The organism is Candidatus Chloroploca mongolica, assembly GCF_004762035.2.
Classification (GTDB): Bacteria; Chloroflexota; Chloroflexia; order Chloroflexales; family Chloroflexaceae; genus Chloroploca; species Chloroploca mongolica.
On record NZ_SIJK02000018.1, the window covers coordinates 31236 to 48389 of the forward strand.

Sequence of the window (17154 nt, forward strand, 5' to 3'; positions counted from 1 at the left end):
CAGGGAGGGCAAGTCCTCCCTGAAAAATGCACTACGTACCCACTCAATGCCGCAAGCGCAGCTTGCAAGCATTGAGAAGACCATCACGGCGACGGCAGAAGATGCCAACCCCCCCCCTGGTTAGGGTTGTTATCTGTACAGACCGCCCCTGGAAAGTGAGGTAGAATATCATCAGTCATATGAAAGGAGATTGCTGACCATGCAAGAAAAGATAGATGTGCTCCTCATTGGGGGTACCGTGGTGACGATGGATGCCAACTGGACAATCATTGCCGATGGTGCCGTGGCGGTGAAAGATAAACGAATCCTCGCCGTTGGCCCAACCCCGATGATCGTCGACCAGTATAGCGCAGACACGATCATTGATTGCGCCGGGTGCGCGATTATGCCCGGTCTGATCAATGCCCACGCGCACGTCCCAATGAGTCTGTTGCGCGGGATGGTTGCCGATCAGCAACTGGACGTCTGGCTCTTTGGTTATATGTTCCCTGTCGAGAGCCAGTTTGTTGATGCTGAGTTTTCCTATGTCGGTACCTTGCTCTCGTGTGCCGAGATGCTCCGTGGGGGCACGACGACCTTTGTTGATATGTACTATTTTGAAGAGGAGGTCGCCCGCGCCGCCGACGAGTCCGGTATGCGCGCTATCTGCGGGCAGACCGTGATGCGCTTGCCCACGCCCGATGCCGCCTCGTTTGACGAGGGTATCGAGCGCTCACGTCGCTTTATGGAAGCCTGGCATACCCACGAGCGCATTGTGCCGACAATTGCCCCGCACGCTCCTTATACCTGCACCGACCAGATCTACCATGAAGCCTCGGCGCTCTGCAAGGCTTTTGGCGTACCACTGATTACCCATCTCTCGGAAACGGCCCGCGAGGTCGAAGAGAGCATCCGTGATCGCGAGGTGACCCCGATTCGCTATGCCAAGCGTGTCGGGGCCTTTGATGTGCCCTGCATTGCCGCCCATTGCGTCCACGCTACCGAAGATGATATGCGCCTCCTCCGCGAGGCTCAGGTCGGCGCAGTGCCATGTCCAACAAGTAACCTCAAACTTGCTAGTGGCATCGCGCCCATTCGCCGCCTGATCGAAGTCGGCGTACGCACGGGCCTCGGTACCGATGGGCCGGCTTCCAATGATGACCAGGATATGTTTACCGAGATTCAGCTCGCTGCGCTGCTCCCCAAAGGTGTCAGCGGCGACCCAACTGCCGTGCCCGCCCGCGATGCGCTCGCCATGGCAACCTGCTGGGGTGCCCGTGCGATCCATCTCGACCATTTGACTGGCTCGCTTGAGCCCGGCAAGCAGGCTGATATCGCGGTCGTGGGGCTCGGACGCTTGCATAGCGCACCACGCTACACCTACAGTAACGATGCGATCTATTCGCACCTCGTCTATGGTGCCCGCGCCGCCGATGTGCGCGATGTTTTCGTTGATGGTCGAGCACTCTTGCTCAATGGTGCCCTGCAAACGCTTGATGAAGAGGCGATCCTGCGCCAGTCACAGGTGATCGCCGAACGCATCAATGCCTTCCTCGCCAGCCGTGAACGCGACCTGCTCGCCAAGATTATTGCCCTCGGTGGGGTCGAACAGGCCGAGATCTTTGAGATCCAGGTCAAGGCGCACCTCGATAGTGAGGCCGCCGTTGGAGTGCTGCTCAAGAGCCCCGAGATTACGATTAGCAAGCAGAGTGTGCGTACCCAGTACGATACGTACTTTCTTTTCCAGAATGAGGAACGCATCCGCATTCGTGAAGATCATCGCACCGATCCCGGTGCACGTCCCGAACCCAAGTATACGATCACCCTGGTCGCCGAAGCCGTTCGTGGCGAATATCCGCACGCGATCGTGCTCTCACGGGCACGCTACACAGCCCCTGCCGATCACAGTGCCCGTTTTTATCGCGAGTATTTCCAGCCCGACCGAGTTCACGAACTCGAGAAGCAGCGCCGACGCTGGCGGATTCTCTACAAGGGCTATGATTTTGCCCTCAACCTCGATACGCTCGCCGACAGCGCTGACCCTGGCCCCTACCTCGAAATTAAAGCCCGTACATGGAGTAGCCGTGACGCCGCTCACCGGGCCACGTTGATTGGTGAACTTCTGACGCTCGCCGGTCTCAACGAGCGCAATCTGGTCAAGCAAGAGTATGTAGAGATGGGGTAACGGGGTGAAGAAGACCAGTATCTATCTGCTTGGCCTCACGGGAGGTGTCGCCTGTGGCAAGAGTACGGTACTCAAGCTGCTGGAGGAACTTGGTGCCCAAGCGCTCGACGCTGACCAGGTAACCCATCGTGTCCAGGTGCCCGGCACCCCTGTCTACGAACAGATCCTGGCTGCCTTTGGCCCCGGGATTGTGCCTGCCCCTGGCGCACCAATCGATCGACGGCAACTGGGATCGCTTGTCTTCAGCGATCCCGCCCGCCTGCGCGAGCTCGAGCAGATCGTCCACCCGGCAGTGCGCACCGAAATCCGCGCCTTCCTCGACACGGCTGGTACTGCAACGCCCCCACCAGGCTTTGCACGCCCAGTTGTCGTGCTCGACGCCATCAAACTGATCGAGTCAGGCTGGATCAACGAATGTGACCAGGTCTGGGTCGTCACCTGCCCCGAAGACCAGCAGATCGCCCGCCTCATGGCCACCCGTGGCTTCAACGAAGCCGAAGCCCGCCAGCGCGTCAGCGCCCAGGTACCCCAGGCAAACCGCTTGCCCTACGCGACGGTCGTTATCGACAACAGTGGCTCACTGACCACCCTACGCGCCCAGGTGGAAGCCGCCTGGGCGTCCACCCCCCCGTAGGGGCACGGCTTGCCCGTGCCCGCATCGCCCCGCGTAGGGGCACGGCGCCGCCGTGCCCCTACAGCCGCCGTGCCCCCACCGCCGTGCCCCACCGACGCCCCCGTAGGGGCACGGCTTGCCCGTGCCCCCGCCGTGCCCCCGCCGTGCCCCGCCGCCGTGCCCCTGCCCGCCCCCGTAGGGGCACGGCGGCGCCGTGCCCCTACGGGAGGGTGCTCCACGCAGGGCGTCGCTTCTCAAGAAAGGCCCGCAAGCCCTCTTGCCCCTCGGCACTGGTACGAGCAGCAGCAATCGCGCCTACCACATAATCACGCGCTTCGATTGGTGACAGCATGCTGACGGCGGCAACGAGAGCCTTGGCTTCAGCCACCGCCTGCGGGCCACAGGCCAGATACGCTTCGATCGCACGCGCAACCGCCGTCTCAAGTTCGCTTTCGGGGACAACTTCATGCACCAGGCCAATTGCCAGCGCATGCTGGGCCGAAAAACGCTGCGCACTGGTAAAGAGCGCACGGGCATGGCCCAGGCCAATTTTGGGTATCACGTAGCGCGCAATGACCGCCGGCAGCAAGCCCAGGCGGGCCTCGGTAAAGCCAAAAGTGGCCGTCTCAGTGGCGATCACCATGTCGCAACAGGCAACCAACCCGACCCCACCACCAAGTGCTGCGCCATGCACACACCCGATCACCGCCTGGGGCAATTCATTGAGGGCGGCCAGCATCGCATCAAGATATCCGGCATCCTCAAGATTCTCTTCATGACTAAAAGCCATGCTCGCCTGCATCCAGTGTAGATCGGCCCCGGCACAAAAAGCCGCACCCTCACCCCGCAAGACGAGCACGCGCACCGAACGATCCCGTGACAACCCGGCGCACACCTCGCGCAGCGCGGCAATCAACGCCGCATTGAAGGCATTGCGCACCTCGGGGCGACGTAGCGTCAGCGTTGCCATAGCACCATCACGCGTCAATTCAAGCATAGTGACGTGACCCTGATGATGAAAAGTGCTTGAACCCCTTAAAACTCTCCCGCAAAATGGCAGGCGGCCCAGTGACCTTTGCGTTTCTCTTCAAACACCGGATCCTGTTCTTTGCAGATATCACGGGCAATCCAGCAACGGGGATGAAAGCGGCATCCCTGCGGCGGATTGATCGGACTCGGCACATCGCCCTGTAACACAATGCGATCACGGCGCGTCGTTGGATCAGCACTCGGAATCGCCGAGATCAACGCTTTGGTGTAAGGATGCAATGGCTCACGGAAGAGATCATCACGGCCTGCCAGTTCGACCATCTTGCCGAGATACATTACGCCAACGCGATCACTGATGTGCTCAACAACGGCCAGGTTGTGGGCAATGAAGAGATAGGTGAGGCCAAATTCACGCTGTAGATTCTTGAGCAGATTCAGCACTTGCGACTGGATCGACACATCGAGCGCACTGACTGGCTCATCACACACGACCAGCTTGGGTTCCATGATCAATGCCCGCGCAATACCAATGCGCTGACGCTGCCCACCCGAAAACTCGTGCGGAAAGCGGTTCATCTGATTGGCATGCAGCCCCACCCGCCCGAGCACTTCGCGCACCCGTTCACGACGCTCAGCCGAAGAGCCGATATTATGGATCACCAGACCCTCGGCGATGCTCTCACCAACCGTAATGCGGGGATCGAGCGAAGCGTAGGGATCCTGGAAGACAATCTGCATATCGCGGCGCAGCAACTTCATCTGACGACTGCCAGAGCGGAGAACATCTTTGCCCTCAAAGAGCACTTCGCCCGACGTTGCTTTTTCAAGGCGCAGCACGGTACGACCCGTCGTCGTCTTGCCACAACCGCTCTCGCCCACCAGACCAAGCGTCTCGCCGCGTTTGACGACAAAACTCACCCCGTCAACCGCTTTGACCGTCGCCACCGTCCGGCGCAACACACCACCTTTGATCGGAAAATGCTTTTTCAGATCATTCACTTCAAGCAACACATTGGGATCTGCTGGCGCAGATGTTGGTACTGTTGTCATACGTCTTCTTCCTCAACCTACCATCATTCAAACAACCAGCAACGCACCTTGCGTCCATGTTCGAGCGAGACCATCGGGGGTGCCTCATCGCACTTCTCGAACCGATGGCTGCACCGCGAGGCAAAGCGACACCCTGTCGGCGGATTGATCAGGCTCGGTACCGTACCGGGAATGACGGCGAGCTCCTCGCGCACCTCACCGAGCACCGGCATCGAATTGAGCAACCCGACCGTATAGGGATGTTTCGGTTCAGCAAAGATCGCCCTGACACTGGCATACTCGACCACCTGACCGGCATACATCACGATCACATTGTCAGCCATTTCGGCAACAACACCCATATCATGGGTGATCAGGATAATCGCGGTATCAATCTTTTCGCGCATCTCGCGCATCAGATCGAGGATCTGGGCCTGGATCGTCACATCAAGCGCCGTCGTGGGTTCATCAGCGATGAGCAACTCGGGGGTACAGGCGAGCGCCATGGCAATCATCACACGCTGGCACTGCCCACCCGACAACTCGTGCGGATACTGGCTCATCCGGCGCGCCGGGTCAGGCAAACCCACCATCGTCAACAACTCGATGCACCGGCGATCGGCCTCGTCGCCCGTCAAACCCTGGTGAATATTGAGCGTCTCGGTGATCTGAGCGCCGACACGAAAGACAGGATTGAGCGCGGTCGTCGGCTGCTGAAAGATCATCGAGATCCGGTCACCCCGAATCTTGCGCATGTCCTCTTCGCTCTTGGCCAGCAGATCCTCGCCATCAAAGATCATACGCCCCTCGACCACACGACCAGGGCGGCTGATCAAGCGCAAAATCGAGAGTGACGTCACACTCTTGCCCGAACCACTCTCCCCGACAATACTGAGGGTCTCGCCACGTTTGACTTCAAAGTCAACGCCATCTACGGCCTGCACAACCCCTTCATCGGTAAAAAAATGGGTCTTGAGGCCCTCTACGCGCAACAAAATGCGCTTGTCACTACTATCAACTGCTTGTTGAACCCGTGCAGACGTCTCTGGTGCGGTAGCCACAGACTCTTATCCTCTCTGGCGCGGATCAAGCGCATCACGCAGACCATCACCGATATAGTTAATCGCAATCGAGCAGAAGAGAATGGGCAAACTAGGAATCAATGGCATCCAGGGATGCTGAAACATATAGCTCTGTGCAAAGGAAAGCATGTTACCCCAGGTTGGCGTCGGATCTTGAATCCCGAACCCGAGAAAACTGAGTGCCGACTCAGCTACGAGCGTCGCATTGATGCCAAGGGTAAAGTCGACAATCATCGGTGGTAACGCATTAGGGAAGACGTGACGACCAAGGATGCGCACATTCGAAGCCCCGAGCGCACGTGACGACTCGATATAGACATTCTCACGCACCGAAAGTACCATCCCGCGCATCAGACGGGCGGTTCCGGTCCACCCAAAGAGCGAGAGTACCAGGATGACGGCAAAAATAATGCGCGCCTCACGTGGACTCACGGCAAAAATCCAGGCCAGAAAGTTCGCAAAGAAATCTGGTATTGGAATACTGTTAATATTCTGTACCAGAATCGAAGACATAATCAGCAAAAGGAGCAGGGTTGGAAACGTTGCGACCACCTCAAGGGTACGGCTAATGGCAATATCCACCCAACCACCAAAATATCCTGCAATCATCCCAAGCAGAATCCCGATGGTCGAGGCAATCAAGGTCGCAAAAAAGGCCGTCCCGAGTGACACCCGCGATGCATAGAGCAAACGGGTATAGAAATCGCGCCCCAGGTGATCGGTGCCAAAAAGCCGGAAATTACCCTGCGAGTCGACGGTAAACGGGGGTACAAAGCGGGTCTGCAAATTGGGCGCATCACGGGGAAAGGGAGCAATCACAGGGGCAAGCGCAGAAATGATCACCAGCATCACCAGCAAGACCAGGCTAACGACGGCAATTTTATGCTTGCGAAAGCGACGGAGCACAATTTGCCATTGCGTTTCTGATGGTGCTCGTGAGGTCTCGTCACCTGGTACAACTGTGGTTGTTGCAGTCATCCACTCTTTTCCTTATGCAAGGTTTCAGGCTACTGTAGAGTTCAGGGCTATGCACCGCGTTTTGTGACGCACGATCTGCCCCCTGATCCCTGAAACCTTGTCTTATATACACATTTAACCCAAACGGATCCGGGGATCAACGATCGTATACAAAATATCGGTGATCAGAATACCGATCAACAGCAACACCACATTGATAAAGAGCAGGGCCATGACCACATTGTAATCATTACGCCCAAGCGCATCAATAAAGAGCCGCCCGAGGCCAGGCCAGTTAAAGACCGACTCGGTGATCAATGCGCCGCCAAAAAGGGCCGCAAGCACACCAGCCAGCAGGGTCACAAACGGGATCAGCGAGTTCCGCAGGGCATGCTTGGTAATCACAACCTGTTCACGGACACCCTTCGCACGGGCGGTACGTACATAATCCTGCTGCAATACTTCAAGCATACTGCCCCGTACAAAGCGGCTCCAGCCAGCAATATTGATAAACGTGAGCACGCTAACCGGCATCAAGAAGCGCAGGAAACGGTCGAGGAACGAACCAGCCTCCACAGTGCCAATCCAGGGAATGGTATAGTCGCGCACACCGACGGCATCGCCAGGGGGCAAAAAGGGCAAACCGGCCCGTTGGGCCAGAATCGAAAAGATCAGAATCGCAAAAATACCAAAGACAAAACTGGGTAACGAGGAACCAATGAAGGCAATCGTCGTCATCGTATAGTCAAAGCGTGAATACTGCTTGACCGCCGAGTAGATCCCGATTGGGACGCCGATCAGGATCGCGAAGAGAATCGAAGCCCCCATCAGCGAGAGCGTATAGGGCAGACGGGTTGCGATCAGGTCACTTACGGGGCGATCACGCAAAATCACCTGACTCACCCCAAAATCCCCAAAGAAGACCCCACGACTCACGCGGCGCCCCTCGAGTTCGGCTAGGGTCAAGTAATCAGCACAACCCTCTTCCACCAGTTCAAACGTACCATCAGGATAGACCAGGCGCACCTGCCCGGGCGTCTGACAGCCAATCGCCCAGTCAGCGCCGATCGAACCAAAGAGCGGGCCTGAGGGCCAACCGATCAGCCAGCGCGTAAAGCGAAAGGGCAGATAGACATCAAGATCAAAGCGCTGTTGCACGCGCTGAATATCAGCCTGATTGATCCGATCCTGCCCCGAATTCTGACGTTCAGCCAGCAACGCATCAACAGGGCCACCAGGGACGAGATAGAGCAACCCATACGAGAGCAGAGCCGCGACAATCGTCACCACAAACATCTGAAAGATGCGTCGAACAAGAAATGCTACCATCGCCAACCCATTCGCCCTGGTCCCATGTGGTCGTAGACCTTGCATCGTCCAGGCTTGATCACAAACTTCCGCCTGTACGTCATTCGTAGGCGCGGCTGCCAGAGGCAAAGCCCCTGGCAGCCGCTTACGTTACCCCATACCCCCAGATACGCGTGAGGCACAACTTTTACCTGACGTTCAGGTTGAAGTCGATATGCTCCCAGGTCGAGCTTGCAATGGTAAAGGCCTGAACATCACCAGCGACACCAGCCTGCAGCACCGTCTCGACCTCAGGTCCGGCACCCAGGGTCTCGGAACCAAGCACGTCAACCTCACCAGTCAGCAACTGGGCTACGGCCTGATTGGTATCGGCAATGAACTTGATCACAACCGTCTTGACCTCTGGCTCACCCAGGAAGAAGTTCGGGTTCGCACGGAAGGTCATGCTCTGACCCTTCTCCCAGCTCTCCAGGATGAAGGGGCCATTGCTCAACGGCTGCTCAACGATCTCGGGCAGGCTGCTCCACTCGCTAGCAGGCACATCAGCCAGCACGCGGCCATCGCTGATCTCCTGGTGCGACGGGTAGGCCCCAATCGGTGCCAGGAAGTAGGTCGGCCACTGCACGCCAGGATGATAGGTCACGGTGTAGCTGGTGTCGCTGCTGAAATCAATCTCAGCAATCGAGTTACAGGTAGCAAACGAGACCGCACCCGAGTCAGGGTCACAGTTGATGCTGTAGGCAAGCTCGAAGTCAGCCTGCTTGAGTGGCTCGCCATCTTCCCAGACCTGACCCTCAACGAAGTTGTAGGTCGCAACCAGTTGCTTGAGGGTGACTGTGCCGCTCTCATAGACAACCGTCTCACCATTGACGTCAACAACCGTCACGCCGGGGGCGAGTTCGACGGCTTCGCCATCAATATTCCAGACAATGTCGCCCGCCGTTACTTCAATGTCTTCGTTGGTCGCAAGACCAGACTCGATGGTTGAAAGCTCAGTCTGACCCTTGGCCTGATAGTCGTAGCTATACTCAGTGGCAAAGGGGTAGCTCAGCAAGAACGAAGCCGTACGCTGGACAGCAGCACTCTCGATCAAGCTCCAGAGCGTAGCCGGCTCCTGCGTAAAGCCAAGTACCACGGTGTCACCACCATCGGTGAGCGTCCACTCTTCGATGTTGGCGGTGTAGTATTCGGTCGGGTCGGCGATGAAGCCCTCAATGCGGTTGCTGGCAGCAGCAGCCTCAAGGCGGTTGAAGACGGGCAAGCTCACCATATCATTGGCGAACTCTTCCTGGACAATCGCGTACTGGCGGATGCGCTCGTCGCGATCAAGCGTATTGTTGGCAGCAACGATGGCCTGGCTGGCACGCTCGTTACACCAACCCATGTAGTTCTGACCTTCCCAGTTGTTATCGGGGGTCGGAATTTGGTTACAGGCATAGAGCGTACGGCCAGCGGGGTCAGTCTGACCAACCCAGGCAAAGGCACCAAGCTCGAAGTCGCGGCGCGCCAGGCCGGTGCTGCTGCCAAACCACCACGAGCCAGGGGCATAGGTCGGGATGACCTGGATGCCACACGCAGCCATCTGCTGAATAAAGACCGCCGACCAGGTCTGACGGAACTGGGCATTGGTGGTGGTGAAGCTCAGAGCGAGCGGATCACCATCAGCATTGGCACGAACCGGGGTTCCTGTCCAGCCAGCCGCCTCAAGCAGCGCCTGACCCTGCTCGGGATCAAACGGATAGGTAGTCACATCAGTGTTGACGGCCCAGTGGCTCTTGGGGATAAAGGTATCCATCAACAAGCCGGTCTGCTGCTCCTCATCAAGGAACGGATAGACCGAGGCAATCAACTCGGGGCGATTGGTGCAGTAGGCAATTGCCTGACGCACATTAATGTCACTCAAAACTGGGTGCGGGGTCGTAAACGCCCCACCCGTCACCGGCTCACCGGGCTCCGGCTCGGCAACTACGGTCTGCTCAACGACAACCGTCTCGCGTACCGGCTCAGCAGTCTGTACTACCACGACCGTCTCTCGCACAACCTCGGTCTGCGCTGCGCCACCACAGGCTGCGAGAATGGGAACCAATACCGCCAGTAGGGTCACTACGACAGCACGTCTGAAAGCAATACTCATCTTGGCTTTTCCCTCCGTTAACGAAACCGCTCTTCGAAACACACGTCGAACGGGGTGCTGCTTTACCGCGTATCTGGGGGAGATCTGGGTTCGCAGCCAGAACACTCGTCACTTTCGACAAGAGACCTCAGGATAACGCTGTTTCAGGAGTACGCGACCAAACCCACACAGCTGCCTGTCTGCAAGAGAGTGCATCATCTTCTGTGGGGGGTATCGTACGTGGAAACAACGGCCTTTGTAGTCTTATGCAGCGAGTTTCAAGTGTTTGGCACTAATTATACGTTGCAAGTAGGGCACTGTCAAAATTATTCGTACAGTTGTAAGAAGATTGTCACCACATCGGGGTCAAAATGGGCACCGACCTCTTCGCGAATCATGGCAATCGCCTTTTCGTGACGCCACGCCCGCTGATACGGGCGATCTGAGGTCACGGCATCATAAACATCGGCGACCGCAAAGATGCGGGCTGCAAGGGGGATTTCGAGGCCACGCAGGCCACGTGGATAGCCCGTGCCATTCCATTTTTCGTGATGGCAGTAGGGAATGTCGATCGCCTGTCGCAAGAAGGGGATCGGGCGCAAGAGTTCGTAGGCGTACCCTGGGTGCAGGTTGATCACATCACGTTCGGGTTCAGTTAATGGCCCCGGCTTGAGCAGAATCGCGTCGGGAATGCCCATTTTGCCAATGTCATGCAACAGGGCACCCCGTCTGATATGAACAATCTCTTCTTCACTGATCCCCATCGCACGGGCCATTTGCACCGTCATCTCGGTGACCCGTTGTGAATGGCCTTCCGTCTCTTTGTCACGCAATTCGAGCGCTCGCGACCAGCCTTCTAACGTGGTGTCGTACGCCAGCGTCACATCCAGGTTGGCCCGTTGCATCCGTTCAAAGAGTTCGGCGTTGTCAACCGCTACCGCTGCTTGCCCTGCCAATGTTTCAAGGAAATCGAGCCATTCCGATTCGAGCTCAAGGGGGGTGCGCTGAAAGACTTCGAGCACGCCTCGCACCTGGCCCTTGGCGATCAAGGGTACCACAATATAGACTTCAAAGCCTTCACCTACGATCAGGCTCTTCCGAAGAAAAATACTCGCAGGACTAGTCAGGTGTGGCTCAATGATCGTACGCCGCTCTAGGGCGGCCCGACCTGCCAACCCCTCGCCGATCCGTACCCGTGAGGTCAAGATCAACCCGGTACGAAAGCCGCGTCCAGTATGATATTCGAGCGTGAGGGTGTGCGGATGCAACAGCAACACGGCGGCTGCATCGACACCAAGCTGCTGGATCGTTTGCTCAACCAGAAAATCAAGCGTGAGCCGCACATCAAAGCTACTGGTGATCGCCCGATCAATGGAACGTAAGGAGGTTAGACGCTGCAACCGTCGTTCCGTCTGTTCGATTAAGGTTACCCGATAGAGCGTGCTCGCCGCAAGGTCGGCAATCGCCCCCACCAGCCGTGCCTCAGCTTCACTGATGGGGGCCGTCCGCCCAGCCCACAACACGCCGATGATCGTATCGTCGGTACGTAACGGGGCGCACACGCCCGCCTGCACGCCATTGAGATCGGCGGCTGGCTGAATGGAGGGGTCGTTCGCAAGGTCATTGCAGTGATACAACGCACCGGTCTCCATCACATGTCCGCTTACACCAACCCCTGCTGGAAGGCGGAGTCCGCGCAGATGCACCCACGGCCCTAGTCCGAGCTCAAAGACAGTCTCGCCACTCCGCGGGTCGCGCATCGCCAGAGCGGTCGCCTCGACCCCGACGAGAATGCAGGTCTGCGCCAGCAGGGTTGGTAGCAGTTCCAGGCGGCTGGAAGTATTGCGCATGGCATCAACTAATGTCAGCAGCGCCTGACGCTCGCGATCACGCTCAACCCGGCTCGTGATCTCCTGTTTGATCGCCACAAAATGGCTCAACTGATCATCCACCAGCACCGGGGTGATCGTCATCTCTTCGCTATAGAGGCTGCCATCTTTGCGCTTGTTGATCAGTTCACCACGCCAGACCTTTCCGCTCAACACGGTCTGCCACATCTCGGTATAAAAGGCCGTATCATGATGACCTGAACGCAACACCGACGTCTTGCGGCCCATAACTTCACCAATGTTATAGCCGGTCAAGGCCGTAAACGCAGGATTGGCCCACTCGATCATGCCATTGAGATCGGTGATCACCATCGCAGTAGCGGCAACATTCAATGCCGTGCGCAGCAGTTCAAGGTCGTGCATAGCTTGATGCCGCATACTCACATCGCGGACAACACTGAGGATGATCGTTTCACCATCAATCATTGCCGAGCTTGCACTCACCTCAACCGGAAAGTAGGTGCCATCTTTGCGTTGATGGCGTGTCTCGAAGATGATCCCACTCTTCAAGGCCTCGGCCATCTGCTGTGGCACCAGATCCTGTGTTTCAGGAGCACGCAACTGGGGCATCGTCATTTGCAACAACTCTCCATGGGTGTAACCATATGCCTCACTGGCCGCCTGGTTGGCCTCGATGATCTGTCCATCCGTGGGGCGCACAAAGAAGACAATATCGCGGGTATGTTCCGCCAGCAAGCGGTAACGCTCTAGGTTACGCTGGGCCGTGACCCGCATCGTGACATCCCGAGCCACCCCTTCCAGCGCAAGCACCTTGTTGTCGGCATCGGTAACCAGGCTACTGCTCTGCTCAACCCATTTGAGCGAGCCATCTCTGGTCAAGATACGCACGACCAGGGTGGTATGCGCTTGTTTGCTTGCAATCGCACATTTGAACTGTTCTCGATCGTCAGGATGTACCAGTTGATGCACCAGTTCAGGATGCGCATAAAATTCATCGGCATGATACCCGGTCAACTGTACAATGGACGGACTGATATACTCAAGTTCAGGCTCGGGAACCAGGCGATAACGGTAGATTACATCAAACGCATGTTCCGCCATCGTGCGAAAACGGACCTCAGAGGCGCGTACCGCTTCATGAGCCAACTTCTGCTCAGTGATGTCCATCGCCACAGTGATGATCGATTGCATACCGGTCGCGGCATCATAGACCATCGAGGCTGAAATCAGCAGAAAAATCGTGTGCCCATCACGACGCTCACGTGCAACCTCCTCACCCGTGATCAAACCATCACGGACGACACGGCGGCGCAATTCATCAAATTCTCCGCGTTGCGCTGCATTGACAATGGGCAATGGCCGCCCAATCACTTCGGCGGCTGACCAACCAAAGATCCGTGCTGAAGCTGCATTCCAGGTAAGGACAAGACCATCGAGGCTGATGGTGTAGATAGGCTGCGGGGCAGCCTCGATCATCGCAGTGACATAACTCTGAACTTGTAGCAAGTTGTGATGCACCGGGTGGTTATGACTCGTATCCATGTGAAACAGCCTGGCAAGCGCAACTGCGTTCTCAGGTCAGGATGAGGTACGCATCACAATAATCCAGCACGACAGCATGATGAAAACAGGGTTTGGATACCCTTTCCTAGTGTACCATGTAGGGTGTACAATTTGAATACCTGATGCACAAGATCGCCATTCTGTAGGGGCCTCCCAGAAGAGGAGAAACTCGATGACCCGTCTACCGGTGCTCTTTATCCCTGGCATCACTGGTTCGTTTAACCTGGGGGTGCTGCTCAACTGGCGAGGATCAACGTTAAAGGATTGGAATTTTCCGCCTTTTACCGATTATGGCAAGCAGTTGACGGCAGCGTTCACAGCGGCTGGCTATCGTCGTGACCACGACTTTTTTGTCGCCTTCTATGACTGGCGGATGTCGGTCAAGGATAGTGCGACAACCTATCTCAAGCCCTGGATCGACCTGGCCAAGAAGCGCTCGGGGGCGGCAACCGTGATTCTGATCGGCCATAGCATGGGTGGCCTGGTGGCGCGTAGCTACCTGCAAAGCCCTGCGTATGAAGATGATGTTGCCCATCTGATCACACTCGGGACACCCCATCGCGGTGCCGCCGATTCCTACTATGCCTGGGGTGGCGGCGAACCAAAGTCGGATGGGCAGATCAAGCTTGTCTTCGATGTCTATCTCTGGTACCTCCGCCATGCCCATCCTTTCCAGACTGAACTGGATCGCCTGCGCGCCATGCGTACGCTGGTACCAGGGGTGCGCGACCTTTTGCCAATTGATGGCTTTTTGCTCAATGAGGGTGGGCCTGCACTCCCTAAACGCCCCGCGACCCTGGTTGAACGCAATCTTGTGGGCGATATGCTCAATCAGCCTCCCGGTCTCGAGACGCTCTTGTCACGGGTGCCTGTCACGACCATCAGCGGTATTGGCCGAGCAACCATCGCGACCATTACCGTAACGTCGCCCCCTATCCCACCGGGCGATCCGCCCCGCTTTCCCGATGGGGCACCAGTCAGCGATCAGAGTAGCAGTGATGGCGATGGTACGGTGTTACGCTCGAATGCCCAGGTCGATCATCCCCAGGTCAACAATAGTCCACCCTTGCACGATGTCGGCCACGGGACAATGCCCGATCATCCCGCGACCATCGAGCGTATCTTTGCCTCACTCCAAGCCGATCCGCCCCCAGTGCTCGGCGGTATTCCTGTTACCGAGCCGCGTCTGGTGATTATGACCGCCTCGCCTGTGACGATGCAGGTCGAAATGCCCACTGGCAGAGCAATGCAGGCCCCAACTGTCCTTGGTGGCACACCCGAACAGGCACCAACGCGCCGTAAACGGGTGATCAAAGGGCGCGACCACGGCCATCAGGGCAAACACCTCAATATGGTGGTGATTCCGCAGCCCGTTGCTGGTTCATATAGCGTGCATGTGACCGGCACCGCCACCGGCGTGTTTGCCGTTGGGGCGATGCTGATCGGCGGTGAAGAGGTAACCGTGCTTGGTGGGAGTGAAACGAGCGAGGGCTCCATCAATCGCTCAGAGAACACGTCCATCACAACTCGTCATGGGCAGGTTGCGGCTGGAACCGAACTCTTCTTTGCCGTTGATTGTCAGCATCTCGATGTAGCCCCGGCGATGTGGCTCGATAAGACGAGAACCATGAACCATGCCGTAGAACGCTTGCGCACGGCAATGCAAACAACCGAGCCGACCGTGCTCGGTGGGGGCAGTGAGGGCGACGAGATGGTCAATGCCGCCATGCGGAGTGCCACCGAACCCTCGGATCAGGTTGACGCCCTCTGCAATCTCGCCGAGCATATGCTGGGGCCACACAACGAAGATCTGGCCGAGGCAGTCATTATGCAGCTACGCGCCGTCAAGTGAAACGGGTTGTGCTCTTTCTGCGCGGTGCCATCCCGCTGCTGTTCGTGGCCGCGCTGCTGATTGCAGGGCCAACCTTGCTGGCCTGGTGGTTGATCGGCGGGGCTTTTAGCTGGCACCACCTGGCCTTTGGGCTCGGTGGTGCCGTGTTGCTACTCGCAATAGGGGGCACATGGTTGGGCTGGGCCATGGGGCGTTTCAAGCAGAAGATGTGAGGCTTGTCCTAGCCAAAGACACGCTCGGCGGCAATAATGCGCGGCGTAACAGCGCGACGCAACTCATAGTAACGTACCGAGAGCCAGCGCCCCGTCTGGCGCAATGAGGGTACCGGGTGCCGACGCAACCAGCGCAACGAACGCCGCCACGAGAGATGGGCTAGGCGCAGCATTCGATCACGCCGACCAAGCAGAACAATTGCCAGAACCAAGGCAGGCCAACCAGGAATGATTGGCAAGACCATGCCAAGCACCCAGACACCAAGCAAAGCTAGCCCGAGTGTGCGCCGAAGCAGTGGATTCAGCTTATATCTCCCATCACGACGCACCCGCATCGATCTTCTCCTTCGCATCTACTTCGTTGCTGTTGGAAAAAGCCAGCAAAGCTGGTTTTTTCCAACAGCAGAAAACCTTCTCTTCAAATTATAGCGAATCGTGATGATGAACAGATCGCTGCTGAATGAGATCTGGATGAGAAGATTGTCCAATTGCCTGAGCAATGGTGAGCAGATCGTCACGCGCCTGACAGTGCGGGAGATCGCTCAAGGCCTTCTGGGCATAGTCGGTGAGGCGCAGGATTTCGTGGCACGTCGGTGCGATCCCGAGACACCGCACTTCATTGATAGCCCACGTCTGCTCGGCGGGATCAGTGGTATCCAGTGCCGCAGCGAGGCGCTCGCTGTCGCTCTGCGTCGCAGCGAAGATCATAGGGAGCGTCACTGTTGCCATGCCCAGACGCACCGCAGCAGCATGGGCATCCACTGCAACGTCAGCGAAGAGGCTCACTTCATCGATGAGGCGCCAGGCACACCCGAGCGCGGCCCCAAAGCGGCCAAGATCATCAATGTGTTGCTCGCCAAACCCGCCACAGATTGCCCCGGCGCGACAGGCAGCCCTAAAGAGCGCGGCATGAGCGTCAGTCATATGATCATAGTGAGCACGGCGCGCTTCGTCGAAGGGAACCAGGTTGATCACGGGGGCAAGCGCACTTGCGCTGATCTGCATCACCGCCTCGGCATAGACATCAATGACGCGTCGATCAGGGCTCAAGGCCATTTCACCCGAGGCCAAGGCAAAAAGATAGTCACCCACCATCAAAGGAATCCCGTGCGACCAGGGATCGCCCGACAAGAAACCACGCCGACGCGCAGCAGCGTCAACAAGCACGTCATGCGTCTGGGTGGCCGCATGAATCAATTCAACGGCGGCAGCAACATGCGCGACCGACTCAGGATGGTAGGTTCCCGTCTGTGCCGCAAGAATGACCAGCGCCGCACGCACATAGGCATCCTCGGTCGCAAAGAGATGCGTCTCAACAACCTGGATAATCGCCGTACGTTGCGCGGTGCGTTGCCGTACAATAGTCTGGACGTAGCCAAGCTCGGTTGCAAGCTTTGATAAAATGGATGACGGTATCATAC

At 57.4% G+C, this 17154-nt stretch carries 13 protein-coding genes; 4 read left to right on the forward strand and 9 right to left on the reverse strand.

Annotation, left to right across the window (positions count from 1 at the left end; all coding sequences use genetic code 11):
• The first annotated feature begins 199 nt into the window (after positions 1-199).
• Positions 200-2164 carry an amidohydrolase gene (locus EYB53_RS11460; RefSeq protein WP_135478326.1) on the forward strand — a complete coding sequence of 655 codons (1965 nt, stop codon included), beginning with the start codon at positions 200-202 and terminating at the stop codon, positions 2162-2164.
• Positions 2165-2168: 4 nt separating this feature from the next.
• Positions 2169-2798 carry a dephospho-CoA kinase gene (gene coaE, locus EYB53_RS11465; protein ID WP_135478327.1) on the forward strand — a complete coding sequence of 210 codons (630 nt, stop codon included), beginning with the start codon at positions 2169-2171 and terminating at the stop codon, positions 2796-2798.
• A gap of 199 nt (positions 2799-2997) precedes the next feature.
• Here the strand turns inward: coaE and EYB53_RS11470 are convergent, their stop codons facing one another.
• The 7 genes from EYB53_RS11470 to EYB53_RS11500 all read right to left on the reverse strand — a co-directional run bounded on the left by EYB53_RS11470 (position 2998) and on the right by EYB53_RS11500 (position 13648).
• On the reverse strand, positions 2998-3774 hold the full coding sequence (locus EYB53_RS11470; RefSeq protein WP_135478328.1) for an enoyl-CoA hydratase-related protein: 777 nt from the start codon (positions 3772-3774) through the stop codon (positions 2998-3000).
• A gap of 38 nt (positions 3775-3812) precedes the next feature.
• The gene (locus EYB53_RS11475; RefSeq protein ID WP_135478329.1) at positions 3813-4817 is read right to left on the reverse strand and encodes an ABC transporter ATP-binding protein; all 1005 of its coding nucleotides are present in this window, start codon (positions 4815-4817) and stop codon (positions 3813-3815) included.
• A 23-nt stretch (positions 4818-4840) separates the two neighbouring features.
• A complete protein-coding gene (locus EYB53_RS11480) occupies positions 4841-5794 on the reverse strand; it encodes an ABC transporter ATP-binding protein (RefSeq protein ID WP_135478378.1) in 954 nt (317 codons plus the stop codon).
• 69 nt (positions 5795-5863) lie between these two features.
• Positions 5864-6856 carry an ABC transporter permease gene (locus EYB53_RS11485; RefSeq protein ID WP_135478330.1) on the reverse strand — a complete coding sequence of 331 codons (993 nt, stop codon included), beginning with the start codon at positions 6854-6856 and terminating at the stop codon, positions 5864-5866.
• Positions 6857-6970: 114 nt separating this feature from the next.
• Positions 6971-8164 (reverse strand): ABC transporter permease, encoded by a 1194-nt coding sequence (locus EYB53_RS11490; RefSeq protein ID WP_135478331.1) that lies wholly within the window; start codon positions 8162-8164, stop codon positions 6971-6973.
• 166 nt (positions 8165-8330) lie between these two features.
• Entirely contained in the window at positions 8331-10277 is a 1947-nt protein-coding gene (locus tag EYB53_RS11495) for an ABC transporter substrate-binding protein (protein WP_135478332.1), read from the reverse strand.
• A gap of 305 nt (positions 10278-10582) precedes the next feature.
• Positions 10583-13648: a PAS domain S-box protein gene (locus EYB53_RS11500; RefSeq protein WP_135478333.1), complete on the reverse strand. Its 3066-nt coding sequence runs from the start codon at positions 13646-13648 to the stop codon at positions 10583-10585.
• Between the two features lie 193 nt (positions 13649-13841).
• Here EYB53_RS11500 and EYB53_RS11505 point away from each other — a divergent pair, with 193 nt between their 5' ends.
• On the forward strand, positions 13842-15521 hold the full coding sequence (locus EYB53_RS11505; RefSeq protein ID WP_135478334.1) for a lipase family alpha/beta hydrolase: 1680 nt from the start codon (positions 13842-13844) through the stop codon (positions 15519-15521).
• Positions 15522-15529: 8 nt separating this feature from the next.
• Entirely contained in the window at positions 15530-15733 is a 204-nt protein-coding gene (locus EYB53_RS11510; RefSeq protein WP_371879102.1) for a hypothetical protein, read from the forward strand.
• A gap of 8 nt (positions 15734-15741) precedes the next feature.
• On the opposite strand, the gene EYB53_RS11515 is transcribed toward EYB53_RS11510, so the two are convergent.
• Positions 15742-16068: a hypothetical protein gene (locus EYB53_RS11515; protein WP_135478336.1), complete on the reverse strand. Its 327-nt coding sequence runs from the start codon at positions 16066-16068 to the stop codon at positions 15742-15744.
• An 88-nt stretch (positions 16069-16156) separates the two neighbouring features.
• Positions 16157-17152 (reverse strand): polyprenyl synthetase family protein, encoded by a 996-nt coding sequence (locus EYB53_RS11520; protein WP_135478337.1) that lies wholly within the window; start codon positions 17150-17152, stop codon positions 16157-16159.
• Positions 17153-17154: the final 2 nt, after the last annotated feature.

Bases quoted from the DNA above. Each gene is read 5' to 3' on its own strand.
- EYB53_RS11515 (WP_135478336.1), bottom strand. From the start codon at position 16,068: ATGCGGGTGCGTCGTGATGGGAGATATAAGCTGAATCCACTGCTTCGG.
- EYB53_RS11520 (WP_135478337.1), bottom strand. From the start codon at position 17,152: ATGATACCGTCATCCATTTTATCAAAGCTTGCAACCGAGCTTGGCTAC.
- EYB53_RS11500 (WP_135478333.1), bottom strand. From the start codon at position 13,648: ATGGATACGAGTCATAACCACCCGGTGCATCACAACTTGCTACAAGTT.
- EYB53_RS11460 (WP_135478326.1), top strand. From the start codon at position 200: ATGCAAGAAAAGATAGATGTGCTCCTCATTGGGGGTACCGTGGTGACG.
- EYB53_RS11485 (WP_135478330.1), bottom strand. From the start codon at position 6,856: ATGACTGCAACAACCACAGTTGTACCAGGTGACGAGACCTCACGAGCA.
- EYB53_RS11490 (WP_135478331.1), bottom strand. From the start codon at position 8,164: ATGGTAGCATTTCTTGTTCGACGCATCTTTCAGATGTTTGTGGTGACG.
- EYB53_RS11475 (WP_135478329.1), bottom strand. From the start codon at position 4,817: ATGACAACAGTACCAACATCTGCGCCAGCAGATCCCAATGTGTTGCTT.
- EYB53_RS11505 (WP_135478334.1), top strand. From the start codon at position 13,842: ATGACCCGTCTACCGGTGCTCTTTATCCCTGGCATCACTGGTTCGTTT.
- EYB53_RS11495 (WP_135478332.1), bottom strand. From the start codon at position 10,277: ATGAGTATTGCTTTCAGACGTGCTGTCGTAGTGACCCTACTGGCGGTA.
- EYB53_RS11470 (WP_135478328.1), bottom strand. From the start codon at position 3,774: ATGCTTGAATTGACGCGTGATGGTGCTATGGCAACGCTGACGCTACGT.